18 protein-coding genes and 4 pseudogenes are annotated in these 23025 nt (G+C 44.1%); 5 read left to right on the forward strand and 17 right to left on the reverse strand.

From position 1 onward, the window contains the following. Positions 1–26: 26 nt before the first annotated feature. The 4 genes from DQQ01_RS13315 to gpr all read right to left on the reverse strand — a co-directional run bounded on the left by DQQ01_RS13315 (position 27) and on the right by gpr (position 4099). Entirely contained in the window at positions 27–1079 is a 1053-nt protein-coding gene (locus tag DQQ01_RS13315) for an NAD-dependent epimerase/dehydratase family protein (protein WP_111920418.1), read from the reverse strand. A gap of 12 nt (positions 1080–1091) precedes the next feature. Further along, complete coding sequence (locus DQQ01_RS13320) at positions 1092–1808, reverse strand: IspD/TarI family cytidylyltransferase (protein WP_111920419.1); 717 nt, start codon at positions 1806–1808, stop codon at positions 1092–1094. A 103-nt stretch (positions 1809–1911) separates the two neighbouring features. Beyond that, entirely contained in the window at positions 1912–3147 is a 1236-nt protein-coding gene (locus DQQ01_RS13325) for a stage II sporulation protein P (RefSeq protein ID WP_111920420.1), read from the reverse strand. Positions 3148–3187: 40 nt separating this feature from the next. Then, positions 3188–4099, reverse strand: a complete 912-nt coding sequence (gene gpr / locus DQQ01_RS13330) for a GPR endopeptidase (protein ID WP_111920421.1) — start codon at positions 4097–4099, stop codon at positions 3188–3190. A 224-nt stretch (positions 4100–4323) separates the two neighbouring features. Here gpr and rpsT point away from each other — a divergent pair, with 224 nt between their 5' ends. Further along, positions 4324–4587: a 30S ribosomal protein S20 gene (rpsT, locus tag DQQ01_RS13335; protein ID WP_111920422.1), complete on the forward strand. Its 264-nt coding sequence runs from the start codon at positions 4324–4326 to the stop codon at positions 4585–4587. Positions 4588–4652: 65 nt separating this feature from the next. Here rpsT and holA read toward each other — a convergent pair whose 3' ends face one another. From holA to DQQ01_RS13395, 12 genes and pseudogenes are all read right to left on the reverse strand, one after another. Then, positions 4653–5633, reverse strand: a complete 981-nt coding sequence (gene holA / locus DQQ01_RS13340; RefSeq protein ID WP_111920423.1) for a DNA polymerase III subunit delta — start codon at positions 5631–5633, stop codon at positions 4653–4655. Between the two features lie 43 nt (positions 5634–5676). Next, positions 5677–7947, reverse strand: coding sequence for a DNA internalization-related competence protein ComEC/Rec2 (locus tag DQQ01_RS13345; protein ID WP_162624323.1), 2271 nt, complete (start codon positions 7945–7947; stop codon positions 5677–5679). Beyond that, positions 7940–8890 carry a GerMN domain-containing protein gene (locus DQQ01_RS13350; RefSeq protein ID WP_242980401.1) on the reverse strand — a complete coding sequence of 317 codons (951 nt, stop codon included), beginning with the start codon at positions 8888–8890 and terminating at the stop codon, positions 7940–7942. Before DQQ01_RS13350 ends, DQQ01_RS13345 begins: the two co-directional genes overlap by 8 nt. An 11-nt stretch (positions 8891–8901) precedes the next feature. After that, positions 8902–10330, reverse strand: a pseudogene (locus tag DQQ01_RS13355) (sensor histidine kinase). Between the two features lie 9 nt (positions 10331–10339). Next, a pseudogene (locus tag DQQ01_RS18245) lies at positions 10340–11030 on the reverse strand (response regulator transcription factor). A 10-nt stretch (positions 11031–11040) separates the two neighbouring features. After that, positions 11041–11718 (reverse strand): ComEA family DNA-binding protein, encoded by a 678-nt coding sequence (locus DQQ01_RS13365; RefSeq protein WP_111920952.1) that lies wholly within the window; start codon positions 11716–11718, stop codon positions 11041–11043. Positions 11719–12015: 297 nt separating this feature from the next. Beyond that, positions 12016–12450 (reverse strand): DMT family transporter, encoded by a 435-nt coding sequence (locus DQQ01_RS13370; RefSeq protein ID WP_111920425.1) that lies wholly within the window; start codon positions 12448–12450, stop codon positions 12016–12018. Between the two features lie 69 nt (positions 12451–12519). Further along, on the reverse strand, positions 12520–13707 hold the full coding sequence (locus DQQ01_RS13375; protein WP_111920953.1) for an aspartate aminotransferase family protein: 1188 nt from the start codon (positions 13705–13707) through the stop codon (positions 12520–12522). Continuing rightward, a complete protein-coding gene (gene argB / locus DQQ01_RS13380; RefSeq protein WP_111920426.1) occupies positions 13697–14590 on the reverse strand; it encodes an acetylglutamate kinase in 894 nt (297 codons plus the stop codon). The genes DQQ01_RS13375 and argB overlap by 11 nt, the downstream gene beginning before the upstream one ends. A 48-nt stretch (positions 14591–14638) precedes the next feature. Beyond that, positions 14639–15864: pseudogene (argJ, locus tag DQQ01_RS13385) on the reverse strand (bifunctional glutamate N-acetyltransferase/amino-acid acetyltransferase ArgJ). 18 nt (positions 15865–15882) lie between these two features. After that, complete coding sequence (gene argC / locus DQQ01_RS13390) at positions 15883–16923, reverse strand: N-acetyl-gamma-glutamyl-phosphate reductase (RefSeq protein ID WP_111920954.1); 1041 nt, start codon at positions 16921–16923, stop codon at positions 15883–15885. A 31-nt stretch (positions 16924–16954) separates the two neighbouring features. Next, positions 16955–17224, reverse strand: a complete 270-nt coding sequence (locus tag DQQ01_RS13395) for a hypothetical protein (protein ID WP_111920427.1) — start codon at positions 17222–17224, stop codon at positions 16955–16957. A gap of 111 nt (positions 17225–17335) precedes the next feature. Between DQQ01_RS13395 and DQQ01_RS13400 the strand changes: the two genes are divergently transcribed. Continuing rightward, positions 17336–18562, forward strand: a complete 1227-nt coding sequence (locus DQQ01_RS13400; RefSeq protein ID WP_111920428.1) for an argininosuccinate synthase — start codon at positions 17336–17338, stop codon at positions 18560–18562. An 83-nt stretch (positions 18563–18645) separates the two neighbouring features. Here DQQ01_RS13400 and hflX read toward each other — a convergent pair. Continuing rightward, positions 18646–19897: pseudogene (hflX, locus tag DQQ01_RS13405) on the reverse strand (GTPase HflX). 184 nt (positions 19898–20081) lie between these two features. On the opposite strand from hflX, the gene DQQ01_RS16960 reads away from it, so the two are divergent. Genes DQQ01_RS16960 through DQQ01_RS16725 form a run of 3 tightly spaced genes read left to right on the forward strand, consistent with a single transcriptional unit; the run spans position 20082 to position 22897 of the window. Further along, a complete protein-coding gene (locus DQQ01_RS16960) occupies positions 20082–21023 on the forward strand; it encodes an endo-beta-N-acetylglucosaminidase (RefSeq protein ID WP_278278151.1) in 942 nt (313 codons plus the stop codon). Next, positions 20977–21606 carry an endo-beta-N-acetylglucosaminidase gene (locus DQQ01_RS16965; protein ID WP_278278152.1) on the forward strand — a complete coding sequence of 210 codons (630 nt, stop codon included), beginning with the start codon at positions 20977–20979 and terminating at the stop codon, positions 21604–21606. The genes DQQ01_RS16960 and DQQ01_RS16965 overlap by 47 nt, the downstream gene beginning before the upstream one ends. After that, on the forward strand, positions 21578–22897 hold the full coding sequence (locus tag DQQ01_RS16725) for a discoidin domain-containing protein (RefSeq protein WP_242980402.1): 1320 nt from the start codon (positions 21578–21580) through the stop codon (positions 22895–22897). Before DQQ01_RS16965 ends, DQQ01_RS16725 begins: the two co-directional genes overlap by 29 nt. Positions 22898–23025 lie beyond the last annotated feature (128 nt).

Below are 23025 nucleotides of genomic sequence, written 5' to 3' on the forward strand. Positions count from 1 at the left end.
ACATAAAATTCTCTGTATTTCCAGAACTATCTCATTTCCTGCATCACCTGCAGCGTATGGGAAATTCCGGCTTCAATATCAAAGACAGGGGCAAATCCCAGCCCCTCCAGTTTACTGCTGTCCAGTACCTGTCTTGCAACAGGGGTTCTCTGGGCAAGCTGCACCTTATCCGGATTCTGAAAAACCACCTGATGCCCGGTCTGCCTTGCGGTTTCCCTGGCAAATCCTGCAATGGTAACTCTGGAATTTCGGTTGGCAATGTTATAAGCCTGTCCTGTTTTTCCCTGCAGCAAGACTGTGAGAATTGCTGCTCCGCAGTCCGCCACATAGGTATACGATCGCATCTGATTCCCCGCACTGTTTAAAGCAATGTCTTTTCCATCCATGACATTTTCCATAAACTGTACAGTTGCCCTGTTGTCCTGTTTTGTAGTATTTGGTCCATATATGTGACTTGGACGGACAATCACGGTATCCAGTCCATATTGACTGGTATACGCACAGCACAGAGTTTCGGCTGTTCTTTTCCCAGCAGGATAACAGGAACGCACAGACAGATAATCCACATAACCGCTGTATTCTTCTGTGTAAGCTTCCACATCAGAAGCCCCCTGTCCGTATACCTCTCCTGAGGAAACAAATAAAAAACGTTTTGCTCCATGGGTTCTGGCATAGTCCAGCAAATTTTTCGTACCTGCAATATTTCCCATAACAGTCCCCACCGGATCCTGCAAAAAAGCAGCCGGATAGGCATTGCTGGCTGCATGAATTACATAGTCCACTGCAAAGCCCTGATTTACAGGCTTTTCCACATCTTGCTCCACATAAACAAGGGATTCTGTTTCTGCTCCTTTAAACCGTTCTCTCAGTCTTTCCCTGCTGCGGCCTGCCGCATAAATTCTCACCTGTAAATCTAAAATACGGTTTGCGGTTAGAAGCATATCCACCAGATAAGAGCCGATAAGTCCTGATGCTCCTGTAAGAAATACAGTTTTTCCCTTTAGTTGCTCCAGTTCCTTAACCCTGTAAACAGCTTCCTCTAAATCCTGTACATACACCCTGCTGCTGTACAATCTCATAGTTCTCTCCTCTCAGTCCTTCAGCCAATCTGCTCTCTTTGCCAGAAGAAGTGCTTTAAAGATATCCAAATCTTCCACTGTGGTCAGTTTAATATTTTTTTCTGAGCCGAGAGAAAAATGCACCTGCTGGCCCATTTCTATCATCAGTGTGCAGGACGCCACAGAATTGGTGATTCCCTGCTCCAGCGCTCTTCTGTGTAAATCGCAGATCTTCCCCAGGGGAAAGCCCTGGGGGGTTTGCGTTCTTTTCAGGTTATCTCTGGGATAACTTCCGGTGGAACACATGCCGTCCTCTGTCTGCAGCATAGCCTCAGCACAGGGGATTGTGGCAATGGCACAGCCGTACTGCTTTGTTTTTACAATACAGTCGGAAATAATATCAGCAGAAACCATAGGGCGTATGGAATCGTGGATCAATACAATATCTTCCTCTCCAAAATGCTTTTCCAACTCAAAGACACCGTTTCGGATAGAACCTTGTCCATTCTCCCCTCCCGGAATCACATATTTCAGCTTTGTAATATTAAACTGTCTGGCATAAGCCCACAATACCTGCTCCCAGCCGCTGATACAGACCACTGCAATTGCGTCAATATCTGCATGCTTCTGAAAAGCCTCCAGTGTATAAATAATGACCGGACGCTCGTTTACGGACAAAAACTGCTTTGGTATACTCTGGTGCATACGGGCTCCTGAACCGCCTGCAATAATCAATGCCACATTCGCCATTTTGTTTTCCTTCCTTTGTAGTTTGCTCTATTGGATTTATTAAATCTTCTTTAACATTTATATAACATTGTACGAAAAAACTTAAAGAATTTCAAGCTATCCTTTAACTTCCCGTCAAAACTTTATTTAAAACATCAGCAAGAGGTTCCATTGCATTCATCTCCTCCTGCACCGTATTGGTCTGGGCGCCGCATTCTACCAAAAGAGTTTTGGGACGCAGATGGAGGTTGTAACGGTATCCCCTCAGATAAATCGTTCTTGCTAAATCCGGGTAATATTTCTTTGTTTCCAACATCATCTGCAGGGAAAACGCAAGGTTTTCTCTGATATAAGGGTTTGGGAGATAGGTAATATCCCCATTCTTTTTTGTCCTGCTAAGACCATTAAAGAACATAATTTTGGCAGTTTCCTTTCCATTGACATTTGTAACCAGGCGCTTTCCCTCCGGTACACCGTCCCTGTGCAGGTCAATAACCACCTCTACGCTGGGGTTTTCCTCCAGAATTGCGCTCACCCTTTCCTGGGCATAAGTATAGGCCTTATCCCTGTCCAGTTTTCCATCTACAATATCAAAAGTATCTGTCACATGAATGACCTGATAGCCGTATGTATCCCTCAAAAGAGATGCCAGATATTCCCCCACACCTACAATGGTGGTTGATACATCTCCGGGAATGGAATCAATAAATTCCTCCTGGGAATGACTGTGGTAAATGAGTATCTGAGGCTGACTGTTGTCTGTCTTCATTCTCATATCCATCTGTACCAGCGCTGGGGCATCTAGCTGCTCCTTTGTCATACTGGTGGTTTTGTCTACTGTATAGAAGCTGTTCATGACAAAATCAAAATCCTGGAATTTCTCCAGTGGAATGTCGGTCACCGGCTGCTTTATCTGATTTGCTGCTGTTTCCTCCACTTGCTCCTCTACCTGGCTGCTCTGTGCGTCTACACCTCCTGTATTTTCATATCCCAACTCCGGAGGTCCGGCCTCCTGGTTTTCCTCCAAAAGCTTTGCCTGCAAAAATTCTGTATTCTCCTCCACGATTTTAGAAGCAGTTGCTGTATCTGCCTGCTGTGTTGTTTCCTTCTCCTCCAAAGGAAACAGCGGCAGGCAGGATTCCATGGCGTCTAAAATCCATTTTTTCAAGTCTTTTTTTTCATATTCTCTTGTAATACCCGGAAAATAAGTTTCTATTGCCTGCTGCTGCACCTGATACATCATCTGCTTCACGGTATTTCTGTCAAGCGCCAGCCCTTTTATTACAATATAAACAGCAAGTACAGCCATACTCAGCCATATTGCCGCGGTTATCACTGCTTCTGCTTTTCTTTTTTTCACCCTATCACCTCATATCTATATATGAGAGAATCCTTTTCGATTATTCCTCTGCTTTTGAAAACGCCATATTCAAACCTTCTGAAATCGTAAAGGAAAGACGCTTTATGGTGTCATCTACATCTTTGGGCGTCATAAACATATTGTGCAGAGAGGGAGCAATCATTTCCTCCAGAAATTCCTTTTTTTCCTCTTCTTCCAGAGTGTCCAAAAGATGTGCCATAGAATCTCTTACAATGGTTGCGCCGTCCACAACTGTGGGCACTCCGATTCCAATCACCTTTTTCCCCAGAGTTTCCTGGTTCAGACCATTTCTGTGATTTCCTACGCCGGAGCCCGGGCTGATGCCAGTATCTGTAATCTGTATGGTACGATTCAATCTCTTAATGCTTCTGGCAGCCAGGGCATCTATAGCAACAATCACGTCTGGCTTTGTTTCCTCTGCCACCCCTTGAACAATCTCCAGAGTTTCCATTCCTGTCTGCGCCATAACTCCCGGAACCAGACCGCTTATGCTGTGTACAGCTTCCTCTCCTGCTCCCTCGGCTCCGTATTCCCTGATGATATGTCTGGTAATATGCAGGTTGGAAACCACGTCAGGTCCCAGGGCATCCGGAGTAATCTCCCGATTTCCAAGTCCCACCACCAGAATGCTTAAATTCTTTTTTGGGGGAAGCAGGCTTCGCATATGCTTTGCCAGCTCCTTTGAAATTTCTCTGTGGTAACCCTCGTCCGGTACAGACAGATTCGGGGCTTCCAGCGTAATGTAAACTCCCTGTGGTCTTCCCATAGTTTTTGCCCCATTTTCTGTTTCAATGGTCACTGTAGTGGTTCGGATATCCTTTTCCTCATTGTACTCCTCTTTTACTGCCACACCTCTGACTTCTGCCCGCTCCTCTTCAAATTTTTCTTTTGTTTCCAGTGCCAGGTCTGTGCGGATTCTTCCCAATACCATTTTACTTTTCCTCTCTTTGCTTCTTCAGACTTCCTCCATTCTTTGGTTTTCCCTGAAAGAAAGGCAGGATAATAACATTTTTTGCAATTTAAAGGATTTTATGTATTGACATTTTCCATTAAATCAACTAGAATAAAAAAGCATGTTATATCGGAGAGTTCCGTGTCTTTCTCTGATAAAAAAATAAATGATAAACCAGTAAATGATATTTGGAGGTGTACGCTTTGGCTAACATTAAATCTGCAAAAAAAAGAGTATTAGTAAACAGAAAAAAAGCTGAAAGAAATAAATCTATCAAATCAGCAGTTAAGACTTCTATCAAAAAAGTAGAAGTTGCTATTGAAGCAAAAGACAAAGAAGCAGCTACTGTAGCATTACAGAATGCAATCTCTACTATTGATAAAGCAGCTACTAAAGGTGTTTATCACAAAAACACAGCTGCAAGAAAAGTTTCCCGCTTATCTAAAGCAGTAAACACTCTTGCATAATTTTTTCTGATAAATTCAAAATAGAAAAGTTCCGCCTGACTGAACCGTCATCAGTCAGGCGATTTTTATTTACTGCTGAATTTTACCAGCAAAAGCTCCACACTCATACTGTCTGTCATATATCCGGTCTTTACCTTTGTTTCTGTGTTCACACATTCCTCCACAGCATTTCGCAGCTCCTCTTCTCTGTATTTACGGGCATATGCCAGATAATTTCTCACCACAAAGGGCTGCAATCCTGCCTTCTTTGCTATCTGACTCTGGTCATAGCCTTCCTTTGCCAGCTCCTTTACCTGCAAAATCAGATGAAACTGTCTGGCAAGAAGAAACAGAATCCGCATAGGCGGCTCTTTTAATGCCAATAAATCATAGTATAAATCCAGGGCTTTTTTCTGGTTTTTATCTGTCACTGCCCGCAGCATATCAAAAATATGATTCGTGATCTGTGTGGTGCAGACTGCTGCAATGTCTGCTGCTGTAATTACATTTCTTCCCATGGTATAACACAGGAGTTTTTCCAGCTCTCTTTCTATGTTTCCCATATCTGTGCCTGTCTTCTGCAGAAACAACTCCATATCCCTCTGGGTAATCTGCTTTCCCTCTTTCTTCATCATACCCAGAACCCAGCGCATCAAAGTGTTGGTATCCTGTGTTCCGAACTCCACGACTCTTCCGTATTTTTTCACTGCTTTGTACATACGGCTTCGCTTATCTATTTCCTGTTCCACAAAAATCATGCACAAATAATCCGGCAGTCCTGCAAGATATTCCGGCAGCTCCTGGCACTGCCCTTTAAAAAAGCCTGTATTTTCCAGAAGAAGTACTCGTCGCTCCGCAAAAAAGGGCAGCGTATCCGCCAGACTGATAACCTCCCCCGGCTCAGTCTTCTTTCCTTCAAAATAAGCAAAATTCATGGTATCCTCGTCCGGCAGAAGCGCCTGCTTTAGTTTTCTTTTATACTGCTGTTTTAAATAATCCTCTTCGCCGCAGAGCAGGTACACCTTCTTAAAATCCTGATTTTTTATATCTTCCTGTAAGCTTTTCATAATCACTATCCTCTTTTATTCTCGTCAACGTGTAATTATTATATCACGATTCCCTTTCCCTGTAACAGAAAATCTTGATTTTCCCTTTTCCCACTTCCATACCCACGGCTCCAACCTCTGCTGTATTATAAATCTGTCCGGCATATTTTTCCAGCCTTTCCAGTAGTTCTCTATGTGGGTGCCCATACTGATTTTCCTCTCCGCAGGACAAAACAGCAGCTTCTGGTTTTACTTCCTTTAAAAACTCCTCCGGTGTAGAATTTTTAGATCCATGATGCGCCACCTTTAATACCTGACACTTCCCTGTTTCTCCCAGAAGCCCCTTTTCTCCCCGCTCTTGTACATCTCCGGTAAACAGTATAGAAAAGCCCCTGCTTTGAACTCTCCACACCTGAGATGCCTCATTGCTTTCCCAATCTCCCCGGTATTTGCCAGAAGGCGACAGACATTCCAGCACCACAGACTTGTCCTTTATGCATGTTCCCTTTTCTGCATAAAGGATTTCACAGCCTGCTGCCTTCCCCACCCTTTCCAGCTCCCTCCTCTTTTCCTCAGTTTCCCTGCATGCGGACAGAAAAATTCGTTCCACCCTCAGAGAGGTTTTTCTTTTTTCGATGCTTTCCAGTAATTCCAGAATACCGTTTACATGGTCCTCGTCCATATGGGATACAAAAATCCCCTTTATTTTTCTGATTCCCGATGCCTTCAGAAAAGGCAGAATCCGATACGTGCCAACTCCGGACACGGTACTACTTCCTCCGTCTATGAGATATCCGCTGTGTGCATCTGTCTGAATACAGGCGCAGTCCCCCTGCCCCACGTCCAGAAAGGTAACAATTACCCCTGAACCGGGAAGCCTGATGAGCAACAGCAAACAGGCTCCTGTGAGCATACCCCACAGTACAAGTTCTTCCCTCCTTTTTCTGTCTTTTTCGCACTTTCTCTTTTGTCTTTCTTTTTTACATTTCCAAAAAAGTCCCAGGGACAGCAGCACATAGTATCCTGCACATTTCCACAGCTTTGGCTGCCCTGTTATCCACAAAGCCCCTGGAATATAAGCGGCTAACTTCCCTGTATCCAGGTATATTTCCAGAATCCCTGCTGCGGGAAGCATCACTATTCTTCCAAACAGCGGAAAAACCATTCCCAGCAAACAGCCCAAAAGCCCAAAAGTGAGCAAAATCCCGGCAGTGGGTAAAATCAGAAGATTGATAAAAATTCCCCATACAGGAATTTCATAAAAAAAGTACATGACAACAGGCAACAATACAAGCCATACAGAAATTCCCAACTGTAAACCTGCCGCAATTCCTCTGCACAGCTTTTCTTTTCTGCTTTCTCCTCTTTTTTCTCCTGCTTTTTCAGAAAAAAGGACAGGAAAAACAGACCCCAATCCCAGAATCGCACCAAAGGAAAGCAAAAAACTGCTGTCATAAAGATACAGAGGGCTTTCTAACAGAAGCAAAATCGCTGACAGAGCTGCTGCTGACAAAAAATCATAGGTGCGTTTTGTCCAGAACGCTCCCACAGACACTGCAAACATAATTACAGCCCGTAAAATGGCCGCTCCGTTTCCGGTCAGACTTCCATAAAAGCCCATGGATAGAACTGTCATGCCCCCTGCCGTTTTATAGGGAATTCTTATTTTTCTCAGAAAACCAAATAGCAAACCGCCTATTACAGATAAATGGGTTCCCGATACTGCCAGAATATGGGAACAACCCATAAGTTGAAACAGAAATTTGTTTTCCGTCCCGATATTTCCCTTGTCCCCCAAAAGCATGGCTTCCAAAATACCAGCCTTTTTTTCCGATACTGTACTGTATATTCCTTTTTTCAGCCTTTCCTTCAGTTTTGCCTGTACACACAAAAACTTATCCTTTTCCGGCTCTGTGACTTCTACCCCTGATGCCTCCTGATACCACTTGATCTTCCTTGGATAATAATATGCCCGCTCATGAAACTGTCCCGGATTAGAGGGCAGGGGAATTTCCTGCAAATCACCCTTTACCAGCACTTCACAGCCAGGTTTTATCTTCTCTGGTGTTTTTTCATTTTTCACAGTTACTTTGATTCTGTCTATGGGATATTTTTTAGAATTTAAAATCAGATTTGTCTTTTTCAGATATAGATTTGTGCTGTAGCTATAGCAGTCTACCCGGTAAACAATGCCGGTTACCCTTGCTCCTGAGGCCGAAGCCTGCAAAGGAAGCACGGGCGGGGCATAAGTAAAAAACGATATCCCCGCCTGTCCCAAAAGCCACAGCAGGACTGCCCAGCAAACAGCAGCCATACACAATGGTCTTTTATTCATTTTCCTCCTGCTCCTCACTGTCCTGTACCATCTCATAGTCTGCATGGTAAATTTCGTCCAGTTTCATACTCTCCCGAAAAGTCACCTTTGTTTCTCCTTCCACGGATATCTGTACACCACGGACATTGCAGGCGTCTGTCAGGGAATTGACAATGGAGTAAATGGGCAGCTTTTCCTGTACATTCATGGTATCGCTTAAAAAGCTTTTGTCCAGATTGACATAACAGATTCCCTCCACAATAGAAACTCCCAGTATCTTTGTATTAGGAGAAAGGGTCGGCTGCAGCCCGGAACTTCCCGGTCCTTTTAAAAGCCGCTCTACCACCTCTCGCTCAATGGGGACATTGCTGCTGTAATACACAGAAACATTTTCCTTCACCAGTTTTTCTCCGTCTTCACTGGCAAAATACAGATTCAGATTGCTCTGCACATAGGAATTGATATTTTCTCCCTCATTTTCCACAAAGGACGCAGAATCCATTTTTCCGATAACGGTTCCGGCAGAATCTGACATAGGATCTTCTCCCAGATAAAACTCCACATAAGTGACTCCGGGAATCTGTGTCAGCGCCTTGACAATTCCCGCCCTTGCCAGAAGTTCTCTGGTATTTTTCATCTTTTTATACTCCTGGTTAAAAGTAAGGGTGACTGTCTGTCCTTCGTAAACACAGTCCTCAATAACAACTTCTTTTGGGAACAGAGAAAGATATTCCTCGCTTTTGGGTTTTTCCTGCAGCATGTTCACAATTTCATGCACCATAGCCTCTGTATTTCGCTTAGAAGGCTCGTAATCTGTTTCTTCCAAAGTGGTTTCCGTAGGGGACAGATAATACATATGATATTCTGTTTTGCTCTTCTGCTCCTCTTCTTCCTTACAGCCTGCCAGTAAAACCATAAGGCCTGCTGCCAGAAGAAGCAGCGCAGCGGTTATTCTTTTTTTCACGTTACATCTCCTTATGCAATGTAATTCAGAGGGATTCTCACAGAGAAGGTAGTTCCTTTATGCTCCTCGCTCTTTACCTTAATGGCGCCTCTGTGCATCACAATGGCATTTCTGGTAATGGCAAGTCCAAGCCCGGTTCCGCCGATTTCCCTGGAATGAGACTTATCCACCCGATAAAAACGTTCAAAAATCCGGTCTATGGATTCCTTTGGGATACCAATGCCTGAATCCGCTACAGACACATAGAAATACTTGTGGTCTGCGTTTAAGGTCACATGCACCCAGCCGTCCTCCACATTGTATTTAATCCCGTTTTCTACCAGATTGGTAAGCGCCAGACTCAGTTTCACCTCGTCAATCTCTGCCACAATGGGACGATAGCTTTCCAGCACCAGCTCTACCTTTTTCTTATCTGCAATGGGCTTCAGCCTCTTTAAGATGTTTTCCATAAGCTCATTGATATTGACCTTTTCAATATTCAGCTCCGAAGCCTTTTTGTCCATTTTTACCAGAGAAAGCAAATCTGTGATAATCTGATTTTCCCGGTCAATTTCTACTGCAATATCCTGCATAAATTCCTGATACAACTCCACCGGCACATTTTCCTGCCCTGCCAGAGAATCTGCCAGAACCTTAATGGACGTCATGGGAGTTTTCAGTTCGTGGGATACATTTGCCACAAATTCCTGTCTGGAATCGTCCAGAACCTTCATACGTCTCAGCATTTTATTAAACACACTGCTTATCATCTCTGTTTCCGTATAATCCGGCACAGAAATCTCCTCGTCCAGATAACCATCTGTCAGCTCTTCAATAGCCTTTCCTACTCTGGAGAAAGGTTTCACAAGTACTTTGGATAATACAAAGCCAAGTCCCAGCACAATAACACAGATTGCCAGCATCAAAAGTCCGCCTCTGTGTTCCAGAACTGCAATGCTATCCACAATTTCTCCTGTGGAAGTGCTGACCAGCATCACGCCCTCAATCTGCTTCGTCTGCTCGTCAGTCAGAGGAATGGTCTGCTCAATATAGGCATTTTCTTTGTCATAACAACTGGTATCCTCCCCTTCAAAGCACTGAATCACCTCTTCTGACAGTGCATATTTGCCCTCGTCAATCCCGTAGGTATCCTTTACAATTCTGCCGCTCTGGTTAATAACCAGGATTCTGCCGTTATAAATAGTAGAAAGCAGAGAAAGCTCTTTATTAATAATCTCTGACTGCTGATATTTCAGATAGCCCTCCTTCATAAGCTGATTACCCAGAATATCGCACTGATTCTTTACATTGATTTTCCGCATTTCCACAGCCTGTTTTTCATAGCTGCGTACAATAAACCGTTCTGTAATCAGGCAGGGCAGGATACCCGATCACCACCAGCAGCACCATAATCCGAAATCTAAGACTTTTAAAAAAAGTCAGTTGCTTCTTTATCTTCATCTGTTTTTCCTATCCCTGAAAATAATATCCGATTCCCCATTTTGTATGCACATATTTCGGATCGCTGGGAACGGTTTCAATCTTTTCGCGCAGACGCCGGATATGCACGTCAACAGTTCTGACATCGCCCGGATACTCATATCCCCATACCAGATTCAGCAAATTTTCTCTGCTGTATACCTTGTTTGGATTTTTGGCAAGAAGCTCCAGCACATCAAATTCTTTTGCTGTCAGATTAATTTCCCGATCCGCAATAAATACTCTTCTCCCCTCGCAGTCCAGCTTCAAATCACCGCTTACCAGGGTTTTTCCTGCACTTTCTTTTTTTTCTTCCTTTCTGGTCCTTCTCATAATTGCCTTAATGCGGGGCTTTCACCTCCAGAATATTAAAGGGCTTTGTAATATAATCATCTGCACCGTATTCCAGTCCCAGAATTTTGTCCATATCCTCACCCTTTGCAGTGAGCATAATAATGGGAACAGAAGAAAATTCCCGAATCTGCTGGCACACCTCAAGTCCTGTGAGCTTTGGAAGCATAATATCCAGAAGAATCATATCGTATTCCTTTGTCTTCGCCTTTTCCAGGGCTTCCTCTCCGTCATAGGCACAGTCTACCTCCATGCCTTCCTGTTCCAGACTGAACCGAATTCCTTTTACAATCAATTTTTCGTCATCTACGACCAATACTCGCTTACTCATCTCATTCTCCTTATTCTGTGGTGATATAGTTCCGTATTTTTTCAAAGGTTTTTCCCTTAATACCGGGAACCTCCTGTATTGCCTCAATATTTCCAAACAACCCGTTTTCTTCTCTGTAATCTACAATGGCTTTTGCCCTGACTTCTCCGATACCCGGAATTTCCTGGAGTCCGGCTGCATCAACAGTATTAATATTCACCTTGCTGCCTCCCCCGGATTCTGTATCTGAAACCTCTGTAGTGTCTGATACACAGCCTGGCTGTATAGCCCCCTGCTCCTTCAGCTGTCTGGTTTCCTCCAAAGTATATACTTGAATTTTCTCTCCGTCAACCAGCAAGGCCGCCTGATTCAGCCACTGGGTATCTGCGTTCTCAGAAAATCCCCCTGCTGCCTGCACAGCCTCAAAAACTCTGGCATTTTCTTTCAGCCTGTAAACTCCTGGCGTTTTCACCGCCCCGCTTACGTCTATCCAGATTTCTCTGTCGTCTTCTTTCTGCCCGCTGCTCTGGTTTTGCTCCTCTGCCATTGCAGACTTCTGTTCTCCGGATTCTGTTTCCAACTCTGCCTCTTCTGCTTCCTGGGCCTGTTTTCCTTCGGGCTGTTCAATCACAAGTTCTTCCCTGCTGCAGCTAGTTATCCACAGACAGCAAACTACCAGAAACATTCCTAAAAAACCCGTTTTCTTCATTTTCACACACCTGCTTTCTGCATACTGCAAAAGAACTCTGCAAAACAGCAGGATGTGTACATACATTCCTATTGTAACGAATTTGAAAACTCTTTACAATATCAAAATCGGAACTTCTTTGCAAAACAACACACTTCTGCTGTTTACTACTTTTGTTCAATCTCTGGAAATCTTTGGCTGAAACGCCGGATATCAATCTGATATGTATTTGTATTATAGCACTTTACAGGTTTTTCTGCAAGTCAAAAAACAGAGCTGTCCCACAAAAGAAGTTTTATGGAATAGCGCTGTTTTTTTCTATTTTTCCCACTTAAAAATAATAATTCCCACAATAGCAACAGCCATGCCAAAAAGTCTGCGCCATTCAAAGCTTACCTTTTCCACTCCGAACAGCCCCAAAAGCTCAATGACATATGCCACGGCAAGCTGCGCCACTACAATGAGCATGGCTGCCTTGGCCGGTCCAAGGGAAGACATGCTCTGAATCACGGTCACGGTAATAAACGCACCGATAACTCCTCCCAAAAGTAAATATTTATGATCTACCCGCGCCAGCGCGCTCACCTCCTGCCTTCCGGTGAAAAGCCATGCCAGCACGCAAATCAGAAAAGCCGAAATCTGTACCCACCCGGTAGATACCCACAGACTGGTCTGCTTTGTAAGTTCGGTATTAAAAACCCCCTGCACACTCATCAACGCGCCGGAAAGCAAGGCAATCAAAATTCCCCACATGATTTTGTCCCTCCGTTTCTATCTTGTTACATAGAATTTCCAGAGGAACGGTTTTTATACCTCTTCTTTTTAAAAGCTTTTTTCCAGCTTTTCTGTCATTTCATCAATCTGACTGCGGCTTATAATCAAAGGCGGTACAAAACGCAGGACATTGGTTCCTGCCGAAATCACAATCAGCCCGTTTCCCAATGCTCTTGAAACAATCTCACCTACCGGTCTTCCCATAACCTCAAGTCCCTGCATCAGACCTTTTCCACGCCGCTCTTTCAAAAAATCATACTTATCCACAAGTGCGTCCAACTTTTCCTCCAAATAAGGGGTAATTTCTCGCACATGCGCCAAAATATCCTGTTTTTCAAATAAATCAAACACCTTGCTCACGGCTGCACAGGCAAGGGGATTTCCCCCATAGGTGGTTCCGTGATCCCCAGGTTCTAAAGATTTTGCCGCTGCCTTTTCTCCCAGCACAAAAGCTCCCACCGGCACACCGCAGCCCAATGCTTTTGCGCAGGTCATAATATCCGGCTCTACACCGTACTGTTGCCAGGCAAACATGCTTCCTGTCCGTCCCATACCGCACTGAATTTCATCCAGAATCAGAAGAATATCCTTTTCCGCACAGATTTCTTTTATCCCTTTTAAAAATCCCTCTTCTGCAGGATAGATGCCGCCTTCTCCCTGCACTGTTTCCAGAATAATGGCACAGGTCTTCTCTGTCACTGCTTCCTTTACGCTGTCCAAATCATTGAAATCCGCAAATTTCACACCTCCGATTAAGGGCTTAAATGGTTCCTGATAATGTCTGTTTCCTGTGACGGACAATGCCCCAAGGCTTCTGCCGTGGAAGGAATGGCGCATGGCAATGATTTCGTGGTCTGTGCTTTTATCCTTTAACCAGGCATATTTTCTGGCTGCCTTAATTGCCCCCTCAATAGCCTCTGTTCCGCTGTTGGTAAAAAACACCCGACTCATGCCTGACGCCTTCAAAAGCTTATCCGCTGCCTCTGCCATAGGTACATTATAATAGAGGTTTGAGGTATGTATCAGCTTGTCAATCTGTCCCTTTAGCGCCTCGTTGTATTCTTCATTTCCGTATCCCAGAGAAAAAACAGCAATCCCTGCTCCAAAATCCAGATACTCTTTTCCCTCCAAATCATAGAGGTACACACCTTTTCCCTTGTCAAGTACTACTGGAAAACGGTTATAGGTATGCAGAATACTGTTTTCTGCCAATTCTATATAATCCTTACTGCACATCATAATGCTGTATGGCCTCCTTCCTTAAAATCGCGGTTCCGATACCTTTATCTGTGAAAATTTCCAGAAGCAGACAATGCTTAATTCTTCCGTCCAGAATATGGACTCTGGAAACTCCCTCCTCAATGGCGTCAATACAGTTCTGCAGCTTGGGAATCATGCCGCCACCCACATTTCCATTGGAAATCAATTCCTTTGCTTCTTTTACAAACAGCTTGGAAATCAGACTTTCCGGGTCTTTCGGATCTTTATAAACGCCTTCAATATCTGTCAGAAACGCCAGCTTTTCTGCATGCATGGCTTTGGCAATGGCACAGGCTGCATCATCAGCATTGATATTATAGGCAGCATATTCACTGTCCATACCAATGGGACAGACAATAGGAAGAAAATCCTTTTCCAGAAGATCTGACAAAATTTTAGGATTCACTTCTGTCACATTTCCCACAAAACCAATGTCCTGCCCATCGGAAAACTTTTTCTCCACCTTTAAAAGCCCTCCGTCCTTGCCGCTTAATCCCACAGCCTTTACTCCCAGGGATTCCACAAGACTTACCAGTTCTTTATTCACCTTTCCCAGGACCATTTCCGCCAGTTCCATGGTTTCCGCATCTGTAACACGCAGTCCATTGACAAATTTGGGTTCTTTTCCCACCTTGTTTACCCATCGACTGATTTCCTTGCCTCCGCCGTGTACAATAATGGGCTTAAATCCCACCAGCTTTAATAAAACCACGTCCTGTATCACGCTTTTTTTTAATTCTTCATCCACCATGGCGCTGCCGCCGTATTTTACCACAATGATTTTCCGGTTAAAGCGCTGAATATAAGGAAGCGCCTCAATCAATACTTCTGCCTTATCAAGATATTTCTGTTTTACCATATTCTTCTCCCTGCCCTTCTGTCTTCTATCTCTATCATCCCTCACTGATTAAGACCTGTAATCCGCGTTGATTTTTACATAGTCGTAGGTCAAATCGCAGCCCCACGCCACAGCTTCTGCATCTCCCTCTTTCATATCTGCAATGGCTGTCACTTTTTTCTCAGACAGAATCTTTGTTGCCTCTGCTTCACTGTAATCCACCGCCACACCATTCTTTAAAATCTGTATTTTCCCCGCTGTGCTTTCAAAGAACAAATCTACCTTTTCCGGATCAAACTGCGCCCCGGAATATCCCATGGCACAGAGAATCCTTCCCCAGTTGGCATCATGTCCGAAAATAGCTGCCTTTGTCAGATTGGAGGTCACTACAGATTTCGCCAGTGTCACAGCGTCTTCTTTCATCTTTGCTCCTGTTACCTTTACTTCAAAAAGCGCGGTAGCTCCCTCGCCATCTGCTGCAATCTGCTTTGCCAGACTGGTATTTACATATAAAAGCGCGTCTTTAAACATCTCGTAATCCTGATTTTTTTCCTGAATAACAGGATTTCCCGCCATACCGTTTGCCAATACCAAAACTGTGTCATTTGTAGACGTGTCCCCGTCTACGGAAATCATATTGTAAGTATCCTGCACGATTTCGCTTAAAGCTTCCTGCAAAAGTTCTTTCTTTATATGTACATCTGTGGTGACAAATCCCAGCATGGTACACATATTGGGGTGAATCATACCTGAACCCTTGCACATACCCCCAATGGTAACCTTGACTCCGGAAAGCTCAATTTCCACAGCACATTCTTTTTTCACAGTATCTGTAGTCATAATAGACTGGGCTGCCAGAATCCCTGCCTCTCTGGAATCAGAAAGCACAGGAACCAGATTTTTCACCCCTTCCTTTAAGGTTTCAATGGGAAGCTGCTGGTCCGATGGACTCCGGTAGAAGCTACCAGCACAGCCTCCTGTGGAATTTTCAGCGCCTCTGCTGCTGCCAAGGCGGTTTCTTTACAATAGCCGTATCCCTCTTCCCCTGTACAGGCGTTTGCAATGCCGCTGTTGCATACAATGGCCTGGGTAAAAGCTGCATGATCCACCACATATTTATCCCATTTTACAGGAGCTGCCTTTACTACATTTGTGGTAAAGGTTCCAGCTGTTTGACAGGGTTTTTCACTGTACACCATTGCCATATCTTTTTTATTTCCTTTTTTAATCCCTGCCGCGATTCCTGCTGCCTGAAATCCTTTTGCCGCTGTAATTCCGTTTTCAATAACCTTCATCAGTCTGCCTCCTCCTTCTTATGGGAACATGGGTACCAGTTCCAGCCCCCTGCTTTCCTTTTCTCCGAATAACAGATTCATATTCTGCACCGCCTGTCCGGCAGCTCCTTTGACCAGATTATCAATGGCGCCCATTAAAACAATGCGGTTTGTTCTGGGATCAATTTTAAAGTTAATATCCGTATAATTACTGCCTTCCACCCAGCGGGTCTGGGGATTTACGTCTTTTTCCAGCACACGGATAAACTGCTCTTTTCCATAATATTTATCATATACAGCCTTTACCTCTTCATAAGATACCTGCTTTGTCAGGGACGCATAAACTGTCACCAGGATTCCCCTGTTCATAGGAACCAGATGCGGGGTAAAGTTCAGTGTAATTTCCTTTCCTGCTGCATATCCAAGCTGTTCCTCAATTTCCGGTGTGTGGCGGTGGGTTGCTACTGCGTAAGCCTTTATATTTTCATTGACCTCACAGAACAGATTATCCAGCTTCGCCCCTCTTCCTGCACCGGAGGTTCCGGATTTTGCATCAATAATCAGGGTATTAGCATCAATAATCCCTTCCTTTACCAATGGATAACAGGTGAGAATACTGCAAGTCGTATAGCACCCCGGATTTGCTACCAGTCTTGCCTGTCTGATTTTGTCCCTGTTTATTTCACACAGACCATACACCGCCTCGGGCAGAAACTGAGGTGATTTATGCTCTAATCCATACCATTCTTCATATACAGATACATCTTTGATGCGGAAATCTGCACTTAAATCAATGATTTTCACCTTGGAAAGAATATCCTCATTTACCATGGAGGCACACAGCCCCTGGGGAGTTGCCGTAAAAATCACATCTACCTGCTCTGCCAATTCCTCCATATTGTCGTCCAGACAAGTGTCCTCTACAATCTCAAACATGTTCTGATAAACCTGGGCATACTTTTTATCAATATAGCTTCTGGAGCCGAACCATTTGACCTCTGCGTTGCCGTGTCCTTTTAAAAGCCGAACCAGTTCCTGTCCTGCATATCCTGTCGCACCAATAATTCCTACTTTAATCATGGTCTTCACCCTCGCTTCCATATTTTATTCATCATACTCCTGAATATTTTTCTCTGCAAGAAATTCTGTGTATCCTTTCTTTTTCTTCCTGCATATTTCTATGAATTTTTGAATAATTATACATCTCTCCATTTATATATGCAAGTATTTTTTGTAATTTTTCACTTTTTTCTTTTTTCCTTTTCTTTTCTTCATCCCCTGTACATATCCCTATATATAATAGGAATACATAGGATTCTTCTGAGTAATGGCAGACATAACCTTTCTTTATATCTGTCTGCACTCCTAAAATTTTTTTCATTTTTTGCATTTTTCTATTGCATAATTATAATTTTTGTTGTATATTAATACCAACGAAAACAAAACAGATAAATTCATATAAATGTTGTGAATGATAAGGAGGATATTCATCATGAAAGAAAAAGTAATTTTAGCATATTCCGGCGGGTTGGACACTACAGCCTTAATTCCCTGGTTAAAGGAAAACTTTGATTATGAAGTAATCTGCTGCTGCATCGACTGCGGTCAGGGTGCAGAGCTGGACGGACTGGAAGAACGTGCCGCACTTTCCGGCGCTTCCAAATTATATATTGAAGATATTGTTGATGAGTTTTGTGATGACTACATTGTTCCCTGCGTACAGGCAGGCGCTGTCTATGAAAACAAATACCTTCTGGGTACTTCCATGGCTCGCCCGGGTATTGCAAAGCGTCTGGTAGAAATCGCAAGAAAAGAAGGCGCTTCTGCTATCTGTCACGGTGCGACCGGCAAAGGAAATGACCAGATTCGTTTCGAGCTGGGTATTAAGGCTCTGGCACCTGATTTAAAAATTATTGCCCCATGGCGTATGACTGATGTTTGGACGATGCAGTCCCGTGAAGATGAAATTGCTTACTGCAAAGCTCACGGAATTGACCTCCCCTTTGACGCAAGCCACAGCTACAGCCGTGACAGAAATTTATGGCATATCAGCCACGAGGGACTGGAACTGGAAGACCCTGCTGCAGAACCAAATTATGATGACCTGCTGGTGTTAGGTGTGACCCCTCAGAAAGCTCCGGACAAGGAAACAGAAGTAACTATGACTTTTGAAGCCGGTGTTCCCAAAACCTTAAATGGAAAAGCCATGAAGGTATCTGAAATCATCACTGAACTGAATAAATTAGGCGGCGAAAACGGCATTGGTATCATTGATATCGTAGAAAACCGTGTCGTGGGTATGAAATCCCGCGGCGTATACGAAACACCAGGCGGAACCATTCTTATGGAAGCACACAACCAGTTAGAAGAACTGATTTTAGACCGCGACACCATGGAAATGAAAAAGAAGCTGGGCAGCCAGTTTGCACAGATTGTATACGAAGGAAAATGGTTCACACCTCTTCGCGAGGCAATCCAGGCATTCGTGGAATCCACACAGCAGTATGTAACAGGAGAAGTAAAATTCAAACTGTATAAAGGCAACATCATCAAAGCAGGCACAACCTCTCCATACAGCTTATATGACGAATCTCTGGCCTCCTTTACAACCGGCGACTTATATGACCATCACGATGCAGACGGCTTCATCACCTTATTCGGACTTCCGTTAAAAGTTCGTGCTATGAAAATGGCTGAGGCTAAAAAAAATCAGAAATAAGACTACTTTTCGATAGAGGAAATTTGATTTCCGTATAAAAAATTCAGCCAACCACATTTCGCACCCTGTGGTTGGCTGAATTTTTATTTTCCGCCGATTTTTCCGTATATATCCCTCGGTACCCTTGCCTTTATCTCAATTCCCGCTTCTGTATATTCTTCAGAAATCAACTGTCCGTACTTGCGTATAAGCTGTACCTGTCCTGCTTCCTGATAATCCAGCACCCGCTCTATATAAATCTGGTCTTCTGTCAGCAGCTTTTCCAGAACCTTTTTCAGCTCCTCCAGCCCCTGTCCGGTCTTAACAGCCGTCTTAATTACATAATCAGCCTTAAAATCACGGAAAATTCCTTCATCAGTTAATTTATCCTGCTTATTGAATAAGGTAACCATTTTTTTATCCTGTACGCCCAGTTCCTGAAGGGTTTCATACACCACATACATCTGCTCTTCCATCTGAGGATTGGACGCGTCTACTACATGGATAATAAAATCCGCATATTTTGCTTCCTCCAGGGTACTTTTAAATGCCTCAATTAAATGATGAGGCAGCTTTCGGATAAATCCTACCGTATCTGTCAGATAAATCTTCTGCTTTCCCGGAAGCTCCAGCACTCTGGTCGTAGGGTCCAAAGTTGCAAATAATTTGTCCTCCTCCAGTACACAGGCATCTGTAAGGGTATTTAAAAGTGTAGATTTTCCTGCATTTGTATAGCCAACAATAGCAGCGGTTTTGATATTCTCCCGCTTTCTGCCCTCTCTCAACAGCTCCCTGTGGCGTTTCACCTGTTCCAGTTCTTTCTTTAACTGAGAAATCCGGGCTTTAATCAACCGCCTGTCCATTTCCAGCTTCTTCTCGCCCGGTCCCCTGGTTCCGATTCCACCACCCAGTCTGGACATGGAAGTTCCCAGGCCGGTAAGTCGGGCTGCCCGGTATCGAAGCTGCGCCAGCTCCACCTGTATTTTACCCTCGCTGGTATTGGCTCTGGCAGCAAAAAATATCCAGAATCACTACAGTTCTATCCATGATTTTCAACCCCAGCTCCCGCTCCAGATTATTCATCTGAGAAGGGGAAAGCTCGTCATCACACACAATTCCTGTTGCATGATAGGCATCTGCTGCCATGCGGATTTCTTCCAGTTTTCCAGTTCCCACATAATATCCCGGGTGAATCGCTTCCCGGCTCTGTATTACAGTTCCCACCGACACTGCTCCTGCTGTCTTTACCAGCTCCTCCAGTTCCTTTAAGGATTCCTCTGTATCATCTCCGTCCTGCGTCTGTACGCCTACTAAAACCACACGTTCCTGTTCTTCCTTTAATTCATATAACTCCATACACTTCTCCTGTCTTTTTTCTTGCTCTTATGATACTTCCTTCTCTCCGTTCCCGCAAGCCCCCGCACTTTTTTCTCCAATTATTATATAATTCGTACAGAAAACCTATTATCTTTCCACTATTTTTCTTGCATTTTTTCTAGTATATTATCCTGTAAAGGAGAACTTATGAAAGGAGATTCTTATGAAAAAGAAAACAAAATTTTTAAAACCGGCAGCCGCAGGAATGTCTGTGCTTATGGCTGCCAGTCTGTGTTCCTGTCAGACTCCGTCTTCTGATTCCCCAAAAGCAGAAAAGACAGACAGTAAATATCAGGTCACAGAGGAAAACGAAAACAAAGAGCTTGTCATGAACAAGCAACCGGAATCCTCTTACTGGTTTCCTGAACAGCTTCTGGAATGGAATCCTGATGAGGACAAAGATCTGGCTTACAATGTCAGCACGATTCCTCTTGCCGAAAGAGTGGATAAAGATAACCTCACCCCTGTAAACAGTACCCAAAATACAGATACTGAAGTTATGGCAATTTCCATTATGAACTCCAGCACCAGCGGTAATGCACCTCATGGACTGAATAAGGCAGACTGCAATATCTTCACTTACTGGCAGTATGTCGATGAACTGGTGTACTGGGGCGGCTCTTCAGGCGAAGGTCTGATTGTGCCTCCAAGCCCTGATGTCACAGACCTGGGGCACAAAAACGGTGTGCCTGTTATTGGTACTGTATTCTTCCCGCAGGACGTATCTGGCGGAAAAACAGAATGGCTGGATACCTTCCTGACACAAAAAGAAGACAAATCCTTCCCTCTGGCAGATAAGCTCATTGAAGTAGCAGAACTCTACGGCTTTGACGGCTGGTTCATTAATCAGGAAACAGAAGGCAGTGAAAGCAAACCTCTGACACCGGAATATGCCACAAAAATGCAGGCTTTTATCAAATACATGAAAGAAAAAGCCCCGGAATCCAAGGTAATCTACTATGATTCCATGACCTCTGAGGGAAAAATCGACTGGCAGAATGCCCTGACAGATAAGAACTCCATGTTCCTTCAGGATTCTGAGGGAAACCCTGTGGCTGATGAAATGTTTCTTAAACTTCTGGTGGACAGAAGACAAACTGGCTGACCAGAAACTTCTGGAAGCCTCTGCCAAAAAAGCAGAAGAGCTGGGGCTGGATTCCTATGACCTGTTTGCAGGTGTAGACGTACAGGCAAACGGATATATGACTCCTGTGCGCTGGGATTTATTCGCAGGTGAAGACGGCACTGCACATACTTCTCTCGGGCTGTACTGTCCGAACTGGGCTTATTCCTCTGCACAGAACCTGGATGACTTCCATAAAAAAGAAAACAACCTCTGGGTAAACAGTAAGAGCGACCCTTCCGCAGACATAAAATATGCTTCTGCAGAACAGTGGCACGGTGTTTCCACTTATGTAACAGAAAAATCTGCCATTACTTCTCTGCCTTTTGTAACCAATTTCAACACCGGAAGCGGCTACAGCTTCTTTAAAGACGGAGAACAGATTTCCAAGCTGGACTGGAACAACCGCAGCATCGGAGATATTCTTCCAACCTATCGCTGGATTATTAAAAACGAAGGGGAAAATCATCTCACAGCCGCCTTTGACGTGGGAAATGCCTGGGTATGGCGGAACCTCCCTGCGCCTTCTGGGAAATATGGCAAAAGACACGGCTTCTACCATTGACCTTTACAGCGCAGACCTTCCGGTAGAAAAGGATACCACCTTTACCACAACAGTAAAAGCCACACAGGAAACTCAGGTAAATGCGGTTCTTACCTTTGATGACAACAGCACGGAAACTATAAAAGGCGACAAAAAAGCAGGAGAAGACTGGACAACCATTACCTATGATCTTTCCAAATTTGAAGGCAAAGATATTCGCAAAATCGCCTATGAATTAACCACAAAAGAAAATGCAGATTCTTATAAACTGTATTTCGGAAACATTACCATGACAGCCGAAAAAGAAAAGACAGCAGAGGTTTCCAAGGTTACGGCAGACGATGTAGAATTTGATGAAGACGGCCTGTACGCAGGTGTGCGCCTGTCCTGGGAAAGCAGCCAGCCAGCTTCTTATTATGAAGTTTACCGGGTAAATCAGGACAAATCCCTGTCCCTACTGGGTGTATCCAACACAGAGTGCTTCTACATCAATACTCTGCCAAGAACTGATGAAACAAACAAATCCGAATTCATGGTAGTACCGGTTACCAATACTATGGAAAAAGGAAAATCTGCTTCAACAACGATTGAATGGCCGGATAATAGCCTTCCAAAGGCAGGCGCCAAAGCCTCTCAGACCTTGGTAGGTCCTGGTTCCAGCATTACCTTTGAAAGCGGCTGTTCACAGAACACAGAAAACATCACCTGGAAACTGCCGGGCTCCAGCCAGGAAAGCGCAGAGGGCGATTCTGTAACCGCGACTTATGACAAAGAAGGAATCTACGACGTAACCGTAACTGCAAAAAATGAATCTGGAGAAGATACCAAAACACTCACCGGCTGTATTGTGGTTTCCTCTGACCTGGCAAAAGATTGTGAACTTGCTCTTTTATCTCAGGGAAAGGCCGCTGAGGCAACTGCCTTCACCAATGAGAATGAAGCGCCTCAGTTTGCAGTAGACGGAGATATCACAAAGAAATGGTGTGCAACCGGAACTCCACCTCATGATCTGACTATTGACCTTGGCAAAGAAATGACAGTAAGTCAGATTGCTCTCAGCCATGCAGAAGCAGGCGGCGAAGGCGCAGATATGAATACCAAGGCCTACACCATTTCTGTCAGCGCAGATGGCACGGAATATACACCAGTTGTCACAGTCACCAAAAACACTGCCGGAGAAACACTGGATACCTTTGCTCCGGTAAATGCAAGATATGTGAAATTATCTGTTGTGAAACCTACACAGGGTTCTGACTCCGCTGCCCGCATCTATGAGGTACAGGTTTACGGAAGCGAAACCCCTGTCCTGTAATAAAAAAGAATTTCGTGAAGCGTTTTTTGTGTCATAGGAAAATGTGTCCTATGACACAAAAATACTGCCCCGGGAAAAGTATATATGGAATAGTTTTATGAGTATTCCATATATACTTTCCCGGGGCA

This window comes from Blautia argi (assembly GCF_003287895.1).
GTDB classification, from domain to species: Bacteria; Bacillota; Clostridia; order Lachnospirales; family Lachnospiraceae; genus Blautia; species Blautia argi.